Here is a 17631-nt window from a genome sequence, read left to right as displayed (position 1 = left end):
TCAAGATCAAGCAAGCGGCCTGATCGCTCGCGCACGCGAGACAAAATTACGCCCGATGGTCGTCGCCGAATGGATACGAAAATCGTGACTAGTTCATCGAGCTCGCGGTCGATCCGCTAAGCCTGACCTACCGCAACAGCCGACCGCAGTGCCGAGGCGCGCTTGGCGACTTCGACCTTCAGATTGATCGCGAGGGCCTCGTCCCATGCCGAAAGCGCTTCGGCTACGCCAAGCCGCCGTTCGCCGGGCCGCAAGCAGTGCTCGCCTATCTGTCGCGCTACACCCACCGGGTCGCGATCTCGAACAGTCGGCTGCTCGCCTTCGACGGGGCCGGCGTCACCATGCGCTACAAAGACTATCGCCGCGACGGTGCCGATCGGCAGCAGGTGATGACGCTAGCGACGGACGAGTTCATCCGCCGCTTCCTGCTCCATGTCCTGCCGCGCGGGTTCCACCGCATCCGCCATTACGGCCTGCTCGCCGGTGCCACCCGCAAGGCGCACCTCGAACACGCCCGCCAGTTGCTCGGCGTCGCGCCGCCGCCCGATAACGAGACGCCCGACGAGCCGACCGATGTCCGCCCACCATGCCCCTGCTGTGGCGGGCACATGGTCATCATCGAGGCCTTCGAGCGCTGGCGCCAGCCGCGCGCACCGCCACACTCCACCGCATCGACCGGGACCACCGCGCCATGACCCGGCATGGCTCGGCCCAACCGCGCTCCGAAAGTCCCGTGCTTCCGGCGGCGATTCCGCTCGCGTTGGCGACAACGCCAGCCGAGTCGGCGCCGATCTCAAGCCCCGACACTGGTCACCAGCTACGCGGCACGTCGCCCCTGCGCCCCACGTTCCGAACAGCCCATGCGCTTCCCACAGGCCGATGCGACCCCCGCGCGGCAGAGCGAAAAACGAAAAACCCATAGGCACCGCGTGCTGCCCGCGGCTTCCCGCTTTGGAGGATATCGTACGCCTGCCGGCATCCGATATCCTTCACACACTCGGTCATTCACGGCCTGTTTGCCGCTTCCCAAAAGCGGTCCCTCGTTCATGATGTCGGCCCCCCGGCCCCCCGGCCTCCAGGCCTCCAGACCAGCACCAGCAGGGCTGCGGTAACGCCGGCGATGATTGACGGCAGCGTCATGTAAAGCAGCAGACGCGGACTCGAAGGTTCCCGGAACGTGGGATCCGACATCAGCCATCCCATGCCGATCGCATCCAGCGCCAGTGCCACCTTGGCGGCGGCAGTGAACAGCCCATAGGCCAGTCCTTCCCGGCCGCGGCCAGCATCCGCGACAATCTGCCCGAACGCGGACCAGATCGCCATGCCGGGGCCTCCCGCGCCAAGTCCCAGCAAGCCGGCGATGACCACCAGCGCCGGGCCTCCGGTCCAGCCCGCCAACCCGAACAGCCCGGCCGCCGCGGCCAGCGACAGCGCACATGCGACGATATGGATCTCGGCCGAGCGCGCGCGCAGCAAGCCGTACCAGATGGGCGGCCCCGCCAGGGCGCCGAGCGATACGAACGCAATGGCGCTCGATCCAAGCAGCGGATCGTGGATCTGGTACGCCGCATAATAGGGCAACATCCGGGTGAAGACCGGTGCCGCGAAATTGATCACCAGCATCACCCCCACGAGCCGCCACACCGCGACAGGCAATCGTCCCGCGACGGCGAACGGCTTCGCGATCGGCGGGGTCTTGGCCCCCGGCGAAGCGAGCACCCGCCGTCGCAGATGCGCGCTCGACCCGATCGTGATGGCGGCAAGGGGCAGCGCGGTAAGGATCAGCAAGAGCGACCGGTGCGAAGCGGGACTGTACACGATCGCCGACGCCCATGCGCCGATCGTCAGCGCCGCCAGCCCGCTCGCGACGAGCCGCAGCGATGCGAGCGACATGCGTGCGTCGCTTTGCACCAACAGGCTTAGCATCGCATTCTGCGGCAGGTCGACGAACGCGTATGCGAGCCGGAACAGGAGGATCGCCGAAGCGGCTAGGAGCAGCGGCATCGCCGGGTGAAGCGCCGGCACGCTGAACAGCAGCAGCAGCGCAGCGGCCGCGGTGATCGCGCCGGTCAATTGGAGCCGCGAACAGGCGGCGATCGTCGACAATTGCCGCCGGAACGCGGTGCCGACGGCGATGTCGAGGGCTCCGCTGAGGAGGAAGCTCAGCGCAAGCACCCAGCCGACCGCCATCGGTGGCAAATGCGCAAGCTCGGTCAGCAGAAACGCGAACATCGACTCGCTCGCGCACCAGAGCAGGCTCTTGCCATAGTGCGCGGCGACGTACGGCAGTCGCAGTCCGCCGGTCCGGTCGCGAAGCCCGGTCGCTGTCGCCGGCCGCCAGCCGTCGCGAGAGATTGTCGTTTGCAGCATCGTCCCTGCCTGTCCGACAGAGTCGCTACAGCGCTTGTGTGACAGCTGTCGGGCAGTGTCAGAGCGCGATGCCGGCGTGGATCGGCAGCAAGGCGGCGCCCAGCGTTATCGCGGTGCCGCCGAGCCGGGAGGCCAAAACCGGCGGCATGAAGGTCGAACCAGGCCCGCGCGATATGCCCGAGGCATTCAGCCGCTCGGCCAGTCGCACCATCAGATCGCGTGGCAGCGGCCCGGACAGGACGATCCGGCCGGGATCGAACCAGGCGAGCGCGCTTTCCACCACCAGCCGCAGCTGATCGGCAGCGCGCACCACCCAGGCATCGACCACCGCCTGATGCTGCGACACCTTGTCGCCGACATCCGCGACCGAATCGATGTCGCACCCGTCCGCCCGAAGCAGCGCCAGCAGATCGACCGGCGACGGGCGGGGTTGATCGATCGGGTAAAAGGCGCCGATATCGCCGGCGTTGCGCATCGCACCGCGCAGCAACCGGCCATCGGCGATGATGCCCGCGCCGATGCCGTACCCCAGCAAGATCGCCACCATCGTCGCGTCTCGGTCGGTCGGACTGCCGAGATAATATTCGGCCAGCGCCGTCGCCGAGGCATCGTTCTCGATCCAGACCGGCAGCGCGAGCATGTCCTCCAACATCCCCCGGATCGCGACATCGCGGTTGCCCCACAATTCGGGCACGGTGCGCCAATGCTCGCCGTCGGGCGACGAGGCGAGGCCCGGCATGCCGATCCCCAGGCCCAAAAAACGCGCGCCGACCAGATTGTGCCGGTCGATCATCGCGAGGATCCGCGTCCGTACCGCGCGGCACAGCGCGCGCGGGTCGTGATCGTGGAACGGCCCGGCCGATTGGGCGATCACGCTTCCGGCGTAGTCGACCAGCGCGATATCGAGCACGCCCTTATGCGCCGTGGTCCCGATGGCATAGCCCGCGCCGGGCGCAATGCGCAGCGGGATCGCGGGACGCCCGCGGCCCTGGGTTTCGGTATCCTCGACCTCCTCGACCAGGCCGATCGCGAGCAATCGCTGCGACAATTTGGTGAGCTTGGCCGGGCTGAACCCCAGCGTGCCGACAAGCCCCGACCGTGATGCCGGCCCCGACAGCCGCAGGCATCGCATGATGCGTTTCTCGTCTTCATCCAAGGGCAGCGCGGTGCCGCCTGCCCTCCCCCGGCTGTTCATACGATCCTCCCGTGACGGGGGGCGATGCGCGGTCCGGATTTATTTTTCAAATAATAATTAAAACTGTCACCGAGCCTGCCTAGCGTGACGTCGGCGAGCATCGGGGGTCGGTGCGCCACAGGGGAATGTCATGCGAAAAATCACTCTGGCCAGTGGCTGTGCCGTCGCCTCACTCGCGCTCGCCAGCACCGTCCCAGCCTGGGCTCAGGTCGCGTCGTCGCCGTCGGCCCCCGCGGCCGAACCGGCATCGGACGCCCCGCAGGCGGCGGACGCACCCGCTGCCGCTGCCGCCAACACCGACATCATCGTCACAGGCTCGGCGCGTGCGCAGCGCCGCTTCGACGTATCGTACCAGATCAATTCGCTCTCGCAGGCCGACATCAAGCAGCTCGCGCCGAAAAGCTTTGCCGACCTGCTCGGCCAATTGCCCGGCATCCATGTCGAGACGACCGGCGGCGAGGTGCAGAACATCACGCGGCTGCGCGGCATCCCGACCGACCGCGGCATGCTGATCTTCCAGCAGGACGGCCTGCCGCTCTATCACGAGGTCGACGGCTATTTCTTCAACTCGGGCGACGGTATGAACCGCTACGACCTGATGACCGAGCGGGTCGAAGTCGTGCAGGGCGGCCCCGCCCCGGTCTACGCATCGGAAGCGGCCGGGATCGTCAACAACATCACGGTCAGCGGCACCGCCACGCCGCGCGGCGCGGCGCAGCTGACGATCGGCGATATTGGCCTGTATCGCGCCGACCTGATGCAGTCCGGTCCGCTCGGCCATGACACCTATTATGCGATCGGCGGCTTCCTGCGCTACAGCGACGGCTATCGCGACAACGGCTTCCCCAACGATCGCGGCGGCCAGATCCGGGCCAACATCAAGCACGACTTCGGCAACGGGTTCGTCAAGGTGACCGCCAATTATCTGAACGACCACAACGTCTTCTATCTGCCGATCCCGATCGCCAATCCGTCCAATCCATCGCAGTCGCTGAACCCGTGGCTCAACTATTTCACCGGCACGATGAACTCGCCGGCGTTCCGCGACGTGACGCTCAGCTATCAGGACCCCAACGGCGCACTGCGCAGCGTGAACCGCGATCTCGCGGACGGTCGCCACATGCAATACGGCAATCTCGGCCTGCAGTATCAAGGCGATTTCGACGGATGGCTGGTTAGCTTCAAGGGCGGCGCGACCAAGGGCAAGAACACGTTCGACGCGCTCTACTCGACCACCAACCCGAGCGACGCGACGGCGTATGCCAACAGCTATCGCGCCGCCGCGACCAAGGCGTTCGGCACGGTCGATCATCTCGGCTATGTCTATGCCGGTACGAACACCGCCTATAATCCTTCCACGCAGTCTGGGCTGGTGATGCCGGCGCAATATCGCGCAGCCGATTCGCGCTTCTATTCGGTGCAGGGCGATCTCAGCCTGACGCACAAGTTCGCTACCGCCTTCGGTACGCATGACGTCAAGGTCGGTGCCTATACCTCCTTCTACGGCGACACGCAGAACCAATATTATCAGCAATATCTGCTCCAGGTGCAGGGCCAGCCCGCCACGCTCGACCTGATCGCCTATTCCGCGTCGGGCGCGGTGCTGGGCAAAGTCACCAACAACGGCGCACTGCCCGGCACCAATGCGCTCGGGATCGGCAAGGTCGATGCCAAGATGCTCGCAGTATATGCGAACGACACGTGGGAGATCACGCGCGGGCTGCGGCTCGATGGCGGCATCCGCCACGAATGGTACAGCTACAATGGCTTCGAGGATTACACCAAGACGGTGACCAACACCGCGCTGGCCGGGACGCTCGCCAACACGGTCGTCGCGCTGACGGGCACGGCGTATCAATTCCGCCTCAGTCCGCAGGTGACCAACTGGACGGTGGGCCTCAGCTACGATTTCACCCGCCATTTCGGCGCCTATGGCCGCGCCAGCCATGTCGAAGTGCCGCCCACCGCCGGCACCGCCTTCAGCACCGCGCCGACGCCGACCTATACCAAGGCGAACGAATATGAGTTCGGCGTCAAGGCGTCGTTCGGCCGCAACTATCTCTATGCCACCGGCTATTACACCCAGTTCAACCCGCTCAACGGCTCCTATCCCGATCCGACGACGCAATACACCACCAACGTGCCGTTCATCGGCAAGGCGGTGAGCAAGGGCGTGGAGATCGATGCGAATCTGGAACCGGTGCGCTGGTTCTCGCTCAACGGGGCGATCACCTTTGCCGATCCGCAGTACGACAACCTCTACAACCCGAACAATCCGTCGCAGACGATCGCCGTCGCGGGCAAGCAGATCATCCGCGAGCCGAAACTGTACGGCCATGTCCTTCCGAAATTCCATTTCGAAAGCGGCCGCAATCTGTTCGACATCTATGGTACGCTGAACTTCGTCGGCCGCGAATATGTCGATTATCTGAACACGACGCAGTTGCCGGCCTATCAGACGCTGGGCGCCGGCTTCAACTATACGCGCGGCCCGTGGCAGTTCCAGGTCGTGGGCGACAACATCACCAACAGCCACGGTTTGACGGAAGGCAACACCCGCAGCGACGCCTTCGGCCAGGGCACGGCGGTCGCGGTCTACGGCCGTCCGCTGTTCGGGCGCAACTTCCGCTTCGTGGTGACCCGGTCATGGTGAGCCCCGCCCGGGCGGGCTTGCTGGCTGGCTGCGCATTGCTGGTGGTCGCAGCGGCGCCCGTGTCGGGCGCCACCGTCGTGCCGGACCGCGTGATGGCGAAGATGGCCGCGCGGCTGTTCCCGTTGCTCGCGGCGTGGCCGCGCGACATCCGGCCGGCGCAGGTCGCCGCGCTGCTCAAACTGCGGCGCCAGCGGATCGCGGCGTGCAGCGGCGACGCGCGCTGCGTGCTCGAGGCGGCGCGCTGGACCGACCCCGAGCGCGATATGATTGCCAAGGCCGGTGACGAGGCCGGCCTCGCGACCACATCCGACGACGGCGTTCGCGCGAGCATCGTGCGCGAGATCGCCGGTATCAACGCGGTGATCGGCGTCTACGGGCAAGCCGTCGCACCGCGCTACCCGAAGATCGACGGGCCCGATCCGGATCACGCCATCGCCAATGCCGCCGCCGCGGTCGCGCTCGCCGAGGCGGGGCGGGACGCTCCGGTCTCCGCGCTCGACCCGAGCATCGGCCTCGCGCTCGCGCTGCTCGACGGCAACGATCGGGACGACGCGGCCGCGTTCGAGCCGCTCGACGCACGCTTCAACCATGCCGCCATGGTCCGCGCCAAGACGCTCGACTGGTCGCGCTATCGCTACACGGCGATCATCGTTCCGGGCATCGGCCCGGAAGACCTTGCGACCCCGCTGAGCGCATTGGGCAAGCTCAATGTCCAGATGGCGGTCACGCTCTGGAATACCGGGCTCGCGCCGTTCGTCCTGTTCTCGGGCGGCACGGTCCACCCGCGGGGGACGCGCGCGGCCGAGGCGGTGGAAATGGCCCGTGCGGCGAGCGAACGCTTCGGCGTGCCCGCGAGTGCGATCCTCATCGAGCCGTACGCGCGCCACACCACCACCAATTTGCGCAACGCAACGCGCCGGCTGGTGGCGCTGGGTGCTCCGCTTGATCGGCCAGCGCTGATCTCGACCAACCCCGACCAGAGCCGCTACATCGCGAGCGCGACCTTCGCCGGCCGCAACCAGGCCGAACTCGGCTACCAGCCGGGCCGCATCGGAGTCCGCGTGTCACCGACGCAATTGCTCTTCCAGCCGTCGGCTATGTCATTGCGGATCGATCCTTCGGACCCGCTCGATCCATGACCGGCGATCGGCATCGGCAACCCCTCACGCGCGACCAGTCATGATCAAGCGAATCCTCCCGCTCCTCGTCGCCCTCACCGCCTCGCCCGCGCTGGGCTGGGGCCATCAGGCGCATACGGCGATCGATCGCGCGGCGATCGCGGCACTTCCCGCGGACGGGCCGACGTTCCTGCGCGCTTATGTCGATTACATCGCGGCGTCGTCCACCGTCCCAGACGGCTGGCGCAATGCCTCGGAGCCGTTTTCCAAAATCGAGGAGGACCCCAACCACGGCTGGTTCCGCGAGCGGTTCGCCTTTCTCAAGCCCATCCCGCGCTCGCGCTACGCCTTTCTCCTCGCGCTCTACCGGGAAAACGCGCGGGTTGCGCGGAGCGATCCGGCGGCGGCAGCGTGGGTCAACGTCCGCTGGACGGGCACGCTGCCATACGCGGTGATGGAGCAATACGGGCATTTGGTCGCCGATATGCGTCAGCTGCGCGGCGTCCGCGCCGCCGGCCGGGAGAAAAACGCGCAATTCCTCGAACAGATCTGCGCGTTCGATGTCATTCGACTGGGCCATTATGTCGGAGATGGATCGCAACCCTTGCACGATTCGATCAACAGCGACGGATGGCGGGGGCCAAATCCCCACGGCTACACAACTGGAGCCAGTATCCACAGCCGCTTTGAGTCGGATTATGTCGGTCTGATCGACCTTACCGAAGTCGACGTGAGCCGGCACATGGCGCCGCTCGCCCGCGCGCGCGGCGACCTGTTCGACGCCGTGCTGTCGTATCTGGATGAGGCCGGCGATCGGATGGAGACGGTTTACCAACTCGACAAGCGCGGTGCATTTGCCAAGGCCGCCGATATAGATGCGCGCGCGCTTGTTTATGCCAGGACTGGCGCTGGCGCATCGTTGCTGCGCGACCTGATCGTTCGCGCCTGGGGCGAATCCCAGCAATCCAGCGCTGTAGCTGTCGCGAATCCACTCGACCCGCTCACGCCTGGCTTCGACCCCACGACGGGCTCCGCCCCGGCGCCCGTGGATCCCGACTGACACATCCGTTCGACGGCCCGGGAACGGATGTACCGTTCCGGTGGCGTGTCGGTCGCCGAACCGATCCGACTGCGGCCCGCGATCAATCAAAGGATGAAGTTCATGGAAAAGATCGGTGCCAGGCAGCGCGTTTTGTTGGCTCGTCTCGCGGAACCGTTACGCCTTGGAACCAGGCCCGGCCAACACGCAGGATCTGCGATACCTGGTGGTCTGCGGTCCGACAGCTTTGGGCGCGACGCGGCCGAAAAGCAGATACTGGGCGTGCTCGTCTACCCGTTAGCACCTTGGGTTTATCCTCCCAAAGAAACGCGCTGCCGATCAATCAACATCGCGTCAGAATCGATTGAATGCAGGTAGGCAGTTCGTCGAGGGCTATGGCGCTTCAATCCCTTCAGCGTTTCAACCTGCGGCTCGGTCAACCGAATAGGACATAGCCGTGCTCGATCAGACATTTGTCGAGGACTGCCTGTAGCTGATCCCGGACGTCGAAGGTTACGGCGGTGACGTACTTCGCGCCAAGCGTATTCGAGCGGCGGGCAATGTCGCCGTGATCCAGAAGGCTAGGCGGCGATAAATGGTCGCGAGCCGGCAGACCGCGTCGCGGCCAGCACGACCCACAACCAGCCGTTCAGCGCGAGTTTGCGGCTTCCCTAAATCGCTCGTTCGTTCACGTTCGCCGAGCGGATGCTTTGAGCACTGCGCTTGGATTATAAACCGCAGCAATCGTTCATATCGGTACCGCCAGGCGGCGTGCCAGCAGCAACATGACAAAGATGATAATGGCTCGCATTGAAGCTCGCGCCGATACGATCGGAAGAGATTCGAAAGAGGGCAATGGGATGACGAACGGCAGGTGCGTCTTGGTGAGCGGCGCAGAAAGCGGGATCGGCGCGGCCTGCGCGATCGCGTTCGGAGCGCTGGGCGACAAGGTGGTGGTGCTCTTTCACGATGCCCATAACGATGGAAGCGACACCGGCGCGAAGGTCAAGGCAGCTGGCGGCGATGCGGTCGCGGTCCAGTGCAACGTCGGCGACGAATCCTCGGTGGAGGCAGCGTTCACGGCCGCCGAGCAGGCGTTCGGGCTCGTGACCGTTCTGGTTAACTCCGCCGGGATCAACATGGCGGGCGTGCCAGTGCGGCAAATGACGCTGCCGCAATGGCAGCGCATGCTGGATACCGACCTGACCGGCGCGTTCCTCACCTCGCGCCGCTTCGTCCGCAACCGGCCCGCGAACTCTCCCGGTGCGATCATCCACATCTCATCGATCCACGCCTATGCCGTACGCGCTGGCGGCGCGGACTATTGCGCGGCCAAAGGCGGGCTGACCAATCTGATCGAGAAGCTCGCGATCGAGGAGGCGCCCAACGGCATCCGCGTGAATGCGATCGAGCCCGGCATGATCCTGACGCCGATGAACGAGCGCGCCAGCGCCGATCCGGCCTATAGAAAGGCTTTGGAACAGAACATCCCAATGGATCGGGCGGGAAAGCCCGAGGAGGTCGGCGACCTCGCCGTGTTCCTTGCCTCGGACAAAGCGTCGTACATCACCGGCGCGCGGATCGTGATCGACGGTGGCTTGTCGTTGATGCAGGCACTCGGCGCATGATCGGGGGCAAGCCCGCGACGCCCTCCTCGACAGCAGGTGCCACGAACCAGACAGAGATCACGCCCGGCGTCCCGATCGTACGCTCGCGCCTGCCCGCCGACAGCGTGACCGGCGACCGCAAGGTGCTGGTCTATCCTTCGTCCGATTCGGTCAATTTCAACGTGCAGGAGTTGCAGGACATTCATCTGATGGGTCCGTCGCCCCTGATGGAGCGCGACCTCATGAGCCCGTATGTGTGGCTGGAGCCGGACGGCCGCTTCGGCATCATGGTGCGCGCGGTCACGCGGCCCGGCGAACCGATGACCGACACCGGCATCATCTGGGCCGGCTGGAGCGATGACGGCGTTCACTTCGCGATGCTCGACCACCCCTCGATCCTGCCGGGCGGCCCGGGCGAAAAGGATTCGGGCGGGGTGGAAGATCCCACCGTGGTGAAGATGGAGGACGGCAGCTACGTCGTCTATTACACCGGTGTCGAGGCCGACATGGCGCATGGCGAGATGTTCTACGCCGCCGGGCCGACTGTTGACAAACTCGTGAAGACCGGCGTCGCGATTGCCTCTACAAAGTCGCTCGGCAACACCAAGGAAGCGACCGTCGATCGCGAAAAAGACGGGCGGTGGAGCCTGTTCTACGAATATGCCGCCGACGAGGCCAGTCGCGTCGGTCTGGCGATCGGCCCCAAGGTGGATGGGCCATGGGACGAGCAGCCGACCCCGTTCATGCCGCGCGAAGACGGGTGGGACAATTGGCACCTGTCGACCGGCCCGATGCTGCTCGACGACCCCGAGATGCCGGTGATGTTCTACAACGGCGCGACGCACGACGCGCGCTGGCGGATCGGCTGGGTGGCGTTCGACCGCGAACTGACTCGCGTGATCGACCGCTGCATCGAGCCGCTGATCACCCCGCCGCCGGTCCCCGACCGGACGGCGAGCGACATCGCTTTCGCCGCCTCCGTCACGAGTCGTGAAGGCGAGGTCTGGCTGTACTACTCCCTCGAGGACCGGCGTCTGTCGCGAGCGCGGCTGAAGCGGAGTTGAAAGCCGTACACGAGCGATGAAGAACTCAATTGGGGCAGACATTTGGTAAGGCGAGAGACTTCGCAAATAGACCCATTTATGGACATTCAAGTTTCTTTTCCGATCACCGAAAGCGGCCATTTGTTCAGGTCGGTAACGCAAATGACGGGATCATAGGTCAGATCACGCCTTTTCATCGGCCGACGCGATCGTCAGCGCAATGTATCGAAGGCCGATATGACGTGGGCCGCGTTGGCGGTGATTTTCAGTGCAGAATGTGACCTGCCCTATCGCATTTGTATCAGCAGCGTCCATCTGAGCTCGACGGAAGCACGACAACGGTGCACGTCGAGATTCCGAGCAGCACCAAGGAAATCGAGCCACGGCCGTCATCCGAAATTTTACCGAGGCCGATCTCGACGCGTTATATCAGATCGTCGTTCAGACCGGTTATAGCGGCGCCGACGCGTCACGCTTGTATCGCGATCCCAAACTCTTAGGGCACATTTACGCAGCGCCCTACGCCCTGTTCGCTCCAGAGCTTGCCCTGATCGTCGAAGACAACTTTGGCGTCGGAGGATACATCGTTGGTGCGTTGGATACGACGGTATTCGAGCAAATCCTCGAGGAGAAGTGGTGGCCCGCGCTTCGGGCTTCGCACGCCGATATGAGTGCCGATCTTGTAGGCGTGACTGCCGGGGATGATGTGTACGCTTGGCAGGCTATCCACCATCCGGATCGCGCGCCGGACTGGCTTGTGGAACACCACCCGTCGCACCTCCACATCAACCTGCTGCCGCGTCTGCAGGGGGGCGGTTATGGCGGACGCCTTCTCCGAGCGTGGATCGAACGGGCACGGGAGCTTGGCTCGACCGGATTCCATCTTGGCGTCAGCCAGGACAACGCGCGAGCCGCGCGCTTCTACGAGCGGCAAGGCCTGACGCGCTTGTTCCCGAAGGATGGATCCGACGACGGAGCCATCCGGTTCGGCAGGACAATTTCTGTGGGGTAAATCGGCGCTTCGTATTCGAGCGGTTACGCCTTAGGCGACGGCGATGTACAGATTTCAAGTCGCGCACGTCGGGTCAATCAAGACAAAGCTAGCGGCAGTTTTTGCTTTTTCGGCCATCGCCGTTCCCATCTCCGCGGGTGCGGATGTCGATCGCATCACCGTGGAGCGCGCGAACGGTAAGCCGCTTGCCGTCTTCGATGCGGATCGCGCGCTAGGCGCGTCGATCGACGGCGGGGCGCAAGGCGAAGCGGCGGCGATGTTCCGCAGCGCTAATCTTGCGGCGATGCGGCGCTCGAGCTACCAGCGGCTGGCGTATCGCTTGCGCTCGGAGCTCGCCAATGAGGCGTGGCACTGGTCGTCCGAAGGCTCGTGGAGCGATGCAGTGCACCGCCGGGGCTATTGGACTGGCGACGTACAGGCCGACACGCACGGGCTCGTCACCTTCGGTTATAAACTGCCGCGGCGCGGCAACACGATCGATCAGGCGAACGACGACGGCTATTCACGGCTCGACGATGGCGACCCGGCGAGCTTCTGGAAGAGCAATCCGTATCTCGATTCGCATTTCTCAAAGGAGGCGCCCGCCCGCCCGCAATGGGCGGTGGTCGCATTGCCACGACGCATGCCGATCGACGCGATCAGTCTGGCGTGGAAGCACCCATATGCGCGGCGTTATGCCGTGCAATATTGGGTCGGCGCGGATGAATATGAGGGGCTGTGGCACGACTTCCCGCAAGGCGTGGTCGCCGATGGCCATGGCGGAACGGTCACGCTTCGGATCGCCAAAACATCGGTCTCGACCAAGTTCGTCCGAATCCTGTTGCAGGAATCCTCGAACACCAGCGATGCGCCCGGCAATGATATTCGCGACGGGCTCGGTTTTGCGATCGGCGAGATTTCGCTCGGTACGATGACCGCGTCGGACAAGCTGACCGATATCATCCGCCACCGCGCGGATCGGCACCGCCAGACGCTCGTCTATGTCTCCTCGACCGATCCGTGGCACCGCGCGCGCGACCGTGACGCCAAGACCGAACAGCCCTCGTTCGAGGCGTTGGCAAAATCGGCGGTGATCCAGAAGACGCCGATCATGGTTCCGGCTGGCTTGAACTTCGACACGCCCGAAAATGCATTGGCCGAACTGCGCTATCTCACCGCGCATCATATCTCGTTCGACCGGGTCGAGCTCGGCGAGGAGCCCGATGGCGCGATGATCTCGGCGCCCGATTACGCCGCGCTCTACCTCGAATTCGCGCGGCGGTTGCACGCGAGCTTTCCCCAGATCGCGATCGGAGGCCCGAGCCTGCAGGACGGTGTCGCCGACACCTGGCTCGATCCCGATCCTGACGAAAGCTGGACCAGCCAGTTCTTCAAATATCTCAAAAGCCATGACGGGCTCGATCAGTTCGGCTTCTTCTCTTTCGAGCTGTTTCCGTTCGACAATCTCTGTGGCTCGGTGCCCGAGAAACTGCTTCGACGCAGCGCGGTGATGGACACGATCTTCCAGCGGCTGAAGGACGACGGCGTGCCGCGGTCGATCCCTTGGATCATCACCGAATATGGCTTCTCCGCCTTTGCCGGGCGCGCGATGGTGGAGATGCCGAGCGCGTTGCTCAACGCCGACATGATCGCCGACTTTCTCGGGCGCGGTGGGTCGGCGGCATATCTCTACGGCTATCCGCCCGACGACCTGCTCGATGGTGACCGCCCATGTTCTGGCAAGGGAAATATGATGCTGTGGCAGATGGACAAGCACGGCACGCCGCGCTGGGCGATGCCGAGCTTCTATGCCGCGAAGATGATGAACCCGGCCTGGGCCGGCCCTGGCAGCAACATGCTGTTCCAGGCGACGACAACGCTCAAGGATAGCCGCGGGCGGACGCTGGTAACGGCCTATCCGCTACTTCGGGCGGATGGGACATGGTCGCTGTTGATCGTCAATCGCGGTACGGCGGACGTGACCGCGAAGGTGGCGTTCAAGAGCGTCAAGACGGCCACGAACGGACCACTCCGGGTCCTGCAATATTCAGCGCGGCAATATGCCTGGGATGCGCGGCTCGGCCATCCAAGCCTCGATCTGCCGCCCGAGGAGAGGACGGTCTCCAATTGGAAAGCCGACCTCGCTCTTCCCGGACTATCGCTCACGGTGGTCAATGGTGCCGGACCATCAGCAGAGACGCTGGAATGATTGTTCGATGCAATAGCGCTTTGAGCCTCCACGCCTGCGCTGGTCCGAGCGGCGACCCTCTTCCGGCTGCCTGGCGAAACTGAATCGCTATCAAGAATGCCAACCGAATGCCTTTCGACGCCAAGACCCAATCGCTGCCGTTCCTGACTCCCTTACGGCCTTCCAAAAAAAGGTCGCTTTTTCATATTCTGCTTCGACCTCGTCCCGCGCTGACTGGCAAGCGAAAGTCATGCGTGCGAAGAGCGTTTCCATGACCACCGCACTCAAGGCGATTCACACCCACGCTTTGGATTTCTGGCTCGCACGCCTCTCCGTTGTGGTGATCGCGTGCCTGCAGCTCGTCATGATCAACGACCTGACTCTTGGGCCGCGGTGGCTGGCGCCGGGGCTCGAACTGGGACTTCTGCTGCCGCTTTCAGTCGCGACGGCCTGGACTCAGATATCCGCGCGCGACGCGAGGACGGAGGCGCATTGGCGGCTGGTCGCCAGAGCACGATATGGCATTCGCCTGCTTGCTCTGACGATGACGGCGCTGATCACGATGATCAACTTCGAGGCGTTGATCGAACTGGTTCATGCGCTGCTCAACGGCCACGCCTCCAAAGTCGGCCAAACCTTGCTGTTGGACGCGCTCAATATTTGGGGCACCAACGTCATCATCTTCGCCCTGTGGTTCTGGACCCTCGATCGTGGTGGCCCGGCCTCTCACGGGGTGGTCGACAGTTGCAAGTGCGATTTCCTATTCCCGCACATGACCATGAATACGCCCGAGGCTGCGACCTGGAAGCCCGGTTTCGTGGACTATCTGTATCTTGCCTTCACCAACGCCACCGCCTTTTCACCGACCGACACGTTGCCGCTTTCGCGTCGTGCGAAGATCATGATGATGTTCGAATCCGCAGTGTCGTTGCTGACGATCGCGTTGGGAACTATATACCTAGCTAGCCAAAAACCCGTTGACAGGTGCGACATGTTTGGCTAGTTAAAGTGCATGAGCACGAAACCTGAAACCGTTAGCCTCTATCAGTTCTTCCAGCGCTTCCCCGGCGAGGAAGCAGCCCGCGAGTATTTTGAGCGCAACCGTTGGAACGGTGAAATCTCGTGCCCCCATTGCGGTAGCCTCTCGGTTGCAGCGGTAAAGAGCATGAAGCCGATGCCCTACCGTTGCCGCGATTGCCGCCAGCATTTTAGCGTCCGCACCGGCACCGTTCTAGCAGAGTCGCGCCTCCCGCTGCACAAGTGGTTGATGGCAATCTACATGATGACGACCGCTCGCAAGGGCATCCCGTCAACGCAGATGGCGCGCGAGTTGGGCGTGACGCAAAAGTCGGCATGGTTTCTCGCCCAGCGCATCCGCGAGACATGGCTTGGCGGGTCAAATGGCGACATGGGCAACCACCTGCAAGCCGACGAAGCTTTCATCGGCGGCAAAGAGAAGAACAAGCACGCCGACAAGAAGCTGCATCTCGGTCGCGGCGGCGTCGGCAAGGTTGCCGTTGTCGGCATCCGCGACGAGAACGATCAGGTCCGCGCTACGCCAGTCGCCGACACGACCGCCAAGACACTCATTGGCTTCATTCAGGACAATGCGCCCGATGGCGCGACGGTCGTGACCGACGAGTTCGCGGGTTATCGCAGCCTCACGTCGAAGGGCTTCACACACCACACCGTAAACCACGGCGCTGGAGAGTACGTCCGCCACTACTGCATTCATACCAACGGCATCGAAAGCTTTTGGGCGCTGCTAAAGCGCGGCCACTATGGCATCTATCACTACATGTCGCCCAAGCATCTGCATCGCTACGTCAACGAGTTTTCGTTCCGCCACAACACTTCAAAGGCTGGTACGATGCGCTTCATCGACATGACGATTGACCGCATGGTCGGCAAGCGCCTCACCTATAAGGAATTGACGCATGGCTAAGGACATTGAGCCGATCGATGCTGATTTCGATGCAGTGGCACAACGGATGGTAACTCCGGCACCCTCTTTTGCTAGTAATAGCAGTGCCTTAGCGCTTAATGCGGCACAAACTCCGGCACCCCCGGCGCAAGGCGTTCTGGACCTTGGCATTCAGGTCGAAAAGGTCATCGGGGGCGTCGAAATGGGAGTGCTGCAAAACGGCATTCCGTACCTTACCCAAACGGGCCTCGCGAACGTGTCGGGCGCGGCGCGTTCCACAGTGTTCGAGATCACTCAGGAATGGGAAGCCGCCATGAGGGATGGTGTGATATCACCGCGCAGCCGGGTGGCGTTCTTCCACGACTATCTCGGGAAGTACGGCTATTCTGATCCGAGGCTTTTCATAGAAATATCTAAGAACGGATCGCCATATTACGCATATCCAGACGTAGTTTGCATGGCGTTTGTAGAGTATTTTGCGTTTGAGGCGCAGAAAACTAACGGAACAGCGCTAACAAATTACCGCCAGTTTGCGCGTTTCGGGTTACAGCAGTTCATTTATCAGGCTCTCAATTACGCGCCTATTGATCCATGGCTTTTCCACAACGCTCGCGTTTCGTTGTTGCGAAACAGCGTCCCGGTTGGTTATTTCAGCATATTCAAGGAAAGCGTAGGGTTGACGGTCGATCTGATCAACGCGGGCCTCACAGTTAACGATCATACCATCCCGGATGGGAGCGTTGGCAGCACGTGGGCGAACTACTGGAAGGCCATGAACCTAGCGGAGCGGTTCGGGCCTCGGATCAAGTATAACCACTATTATCCGCCGGAGTTTCCGCAAAGCGCGAGCAACCCGCAGGAGGCGAATGCTTACCCGAATGAGGCATGGGCGGAGTTCCAGAATTGGTTTCGGACGATCTATCTGCCTACGAAATACCCCGCCTACATTCTGAAAAAGGCAAACATGCTGCCCGGTGGTGAGGCCGAAGCCAAAAAGCTGGCGGCGATGTATCAGCCAGCCGCAATCGAGGATTATCGCGGCTAGACTAGCGCGCTGCGCCTGATACGCTCTTGGAAACGGGAGGTCGGAATGGGGTGGATGGAAATCGCGGCAGATGCCCAAGCCGAGGTGATCGCTAAGGACGCCGCCGATCCCGGCGAACCGATCACCGATCACGATTGGCGTCGGGCCGTATTTCACACTCGTCAGGATATGGTTTTGGTCGTGACGCTCTTGGCAGGGCTTTGCGAGGAGGCGGTAAACCGAAAGAAACAGGCCCGGACAACCAATATCCTGCTGGCCGTGATAACTGCGCTGCTCGTGGTAGCGGTTATGCGGATTTAGCTGACCGGCTAGTTAGGTATATAGTTCCCATCGCGTTGGTCGCCGCACGGGCGGTCAATATCCTCGCCTGACCGCATTATTTAGCCCGGATTATTCGTCGGACGGGCGATTTCGGGTTGGCGAGCGTAGCTTAACCTACTGATTTAGTGTAGAGAAAG

13 protein-coding genes and 1 pseudogene are annotated in these 17631 nt (G+C 63.2%); 12 read left to right on the top strand and 2 right to left on the bottom strand.

Annotation, left to right across the window (positions count from 1 at the left end; translation table 11 throughout):
- Positions 1 to 224: 224 nt before the first annotated feature.
- Positions 225 to 695 (top strand): annotated as a pseudogene (locus QN347_RS15900) (transposase); the annotation flags it as partial.
- 349 nt (positions 696 to 1044) lie between these two features.
- Here the strand turns inward: QN347_RS15900 and QN347_RS15895 are convergent.
- Positions 1045 to 2370 carry an MFS transporter gene (locus tag QN347_RS15895; protein ID WP_322162191.1) on the bottom strand — a complete coding sequence of 442 codons (1326 nt, stop codon included), beginning with the start codon at positions 2368 to 2370 and terminating at the stop codon, positions 1045 to 1047.
- A 58-nt stretch (positions 2371 to 2428) separates the two neighbouring features.
- Positions 2429 to 3565 carry an ROK family protein gene (locus tag QN347_RS15890; RefSeq protein WP_322162190.1) on the bottom strand — a complete coding sequence of 379 codons (1137 nt, stop codon included), beginning with the start codon at positions 3563 to 3565 and terminating at the stop codon, positions 2429 to 2431.
- Positions 3566 to 3695: 130 nt separating this feature from the next.
- Here QN347_RS15890 and QN347_RS15885 point away from each other — a divergent pair, with 130 nt between their 5' ends.
- From QN347_RS15885 to QN347_RS15835, 11 genes are all read left to right on the top strand, one after another.
- The gene (locus QN347_RS15885) at positions 3696 to 6218 is read left to right on the top strand and encodes a TonB-dependent receptor (protein WP_322162188.1); all 2523 of its coding nucleotides are present in this window, start codon (positions 3696 to 3698) and stop codon (positions 6216 to 6218) included.
- Positions 6212 to 7357 (top strand): YdcF family protein, encoded by a 1146-nt coding sequence (locus QN347_RS15880; protein WP_322162186.1) that lies wholly within the window; start codon positions 6212 to 6214, stop codon positions 7355 to 7357. Before QN347_RS15885 ends, QN347_RS15880 begins: the two co-directional genes overlap by 7 nt.
- A 40-nt stretch (positions 7358 to 7397) precedes the next feature.
- Positions 7398 to 8396, top strand: coding sequence for a nuclease (locus QN347_RS15875; protein ID WP_322162185.1), 999 nt, complete (start codon positions 7398 to 7400; stop codon positions 8394 to 8396).
- Positions 8397 to 9235: 839 nt separating this feature from the next.
- Positions 9236 to 10003 (top strand): SDR family NAD(P)-dependent oxidoreductase, encoded by a 768-nt coding sequence (locus tag QN347_RS15870; RefSeq protein ID WP_322162183.1) that lies wholly within the window; start codon positions 9236 to 9238, stop codon positions 10001 to 10003.
- Positions 10000 to 11046 (top strand): glycosidase, encoded by a 1047-nt coding sequence (locus tag QN347_RS15865; RefSeq protein ID WP_322162181.1) that lies wholly within the window; start codon positions 10000 to 10002, stop codon positions 11044 to 11046. Before QN347_RS15870 ends, QN347_RS15865 begins: the two co-directional genes overlap by 4 nt.
- 454 nt (positions 11047 to 11500) lie before the next feature.
- On the top strand, positions 11501 to 12037 hold the full coding sequence (locus QN347_RS15860; RefSeq protein ID WP_322162179.1) for a GNAT family N-acetyltransferase: 537 nt from the start codon (positions 11501 to 11503) through the stop codon (positions 12035 to 12037).
- Between the two features lie 160 nt (positions 12038 to 12197).
- A complete protein-coding gene (locus QN347_RS15855) occupies positions 12198 to 14225 on the top strand; it encodes a discoidin domain-containing protein (protein ID WP_322162178.1) in 2028 nt (675 codons plus the stop codon).
- A 250-nt stretch (positions 14226 to 14475) separates the two neighbouring features.
- Positions 14476 to 15207: a hypothetical protein gene (locus QN347_RS15850; RefSeq protein ID WP_322162177.1), complete on the top strand. Its 732-nt coding sequence runs from the start codon at positions 14476 to 14478 to the stop codon at positions 15205 to 15207.
- A gap of 9 nt (positions 15208 to 15216) precedes the next feature.
- Positions 15217 to 16149, top strand: coding sequence for an IS1595 family transposase (locus tag QN347_RS15845; protein WP_322162176.1), 933 nt, complete (start codon positions 15217 to 15219; stop codon positions 16147 to 16149).
- On the top strand, positions 16142 to 17173 hold the full coding sequence (locus QN347_RS15840; protein WP_322162174.1) for a hypothetical protein: 1032 nt from the start codon (positions 16142 to 16144) through the stop codon (positions 17171 to 17173). The genes QN347_RS15845 and QN347_RS15840 overlap by 8 nt, the downstream gene beginning before the upstream one ends.
- A 54-nt stretch (positions 17174 to 17227) precedes the next feature.
- Positions 17228 to 17473 (top strand): hypothetical protein, encoded by a 246-nt coding sequence (locus tag QN347_RS15835; RefSeq protein ID WP_322162173.1) that lies wholly within the window; start codon positions 17228 to 17230, stop codon positions 17471 to 17473.
- The last annotated feature ends 158 nt before the right edge of the window (positions 17474 to 17631 follow it).

It is taken from the genome of Sphingomonas sp. 10B4, from assembly GCF_035019905.1.
Lineage (GTDB): Bacteria > Pseudomonadota > Alphaproteobacteria > Sphingomonadales > Sphingomonadaceae > Sphingomonas > Sphingomonas glacialis.
The sequence above is the reverse complement of the archived record's forward strand: the minus strand, read 5'-3'. Positions and strand labels throughout refer to the sequence as shown.

Bases quoted from the DNA above. Each gene is read 5' to 3' on its own strand.
- QN347_RS15875 (WP_322162185.1), top strand. From the start codon at position 7,398: ATGATCAAGCGAATCCTCCCGCTCCTCGTCGCCCTCACCGCCTCGCCC.
- QN347_RS15850 (WP_322162177.1), top strand. From the start codon at position 14,476: ATGACCACCGCACTCAAGGCGATTCACACCCACGCTTTGGATTTCTGG.
- QN347_RS15885 (WP_322162188.1), top strand. From the start codon at position 3,696: ATGCGAAAAATCACTCTGGCCAGTGGCTGTGCCGTCGCCTCACTCGCG.
- QN347_RS15870 (WP_322162183.1), top strand. From the start codon at position 9,236: ATGACGAACGGCAGGTGCGTCTTGGTGAGCGGCGCAGAAAGCGGGATC.
- QN347_RS15895 (WP_322162191.1), bottom strand. From the start codon at position 2,370: ATGCTGCAAACGACAATCTCTCGCGACGGCTGGCGGCCGGCGACAGCG.
- QN347_RS15880 (WP_322162186.1), top strand. From the start codon at position 6,212: ATGGTGAGCCCCGCCCGGGCGGGCTTGCTGGCTGGCTGCGCATTGCTG.
- QN347_RS15865 (WP_322162181.1), top strand. From the start codon at position 10,000: ATGATCGGGGGCAAGCCCGCGACGCCCTCCTCGACAGCAGGTGCCACG.
- QN347_RS15835 (WP_322162173.1), top strand. From the start codon at position 17,228: ATGGAAATCGCGGCAGATGCCCAAGCCGAGGTGATCGCTAAGGACGCC.
- QN347_RS15845 (WP_322162176.1), top strand. From the start codon at position 15,217: ATGAGCACGAAACCTGAAACCGTTAGCCTCTATCAGTTCTTCCAGCGC.
- QN347_RS15840 (WP_322162174.1), top strand. From the start codon at position 16,142: ATGGCTAAGGACATTGAGCCGATCGATGCTGATTTCGATGCAGTGGCA.
- QN347_RS15890 (WP_322162190.1), bottom strand. From the start codon at position 3,565: ATGAACAGCCGGGGGAGGGCAGGCGGCACCGCGCTGCCCTTGGATGAA.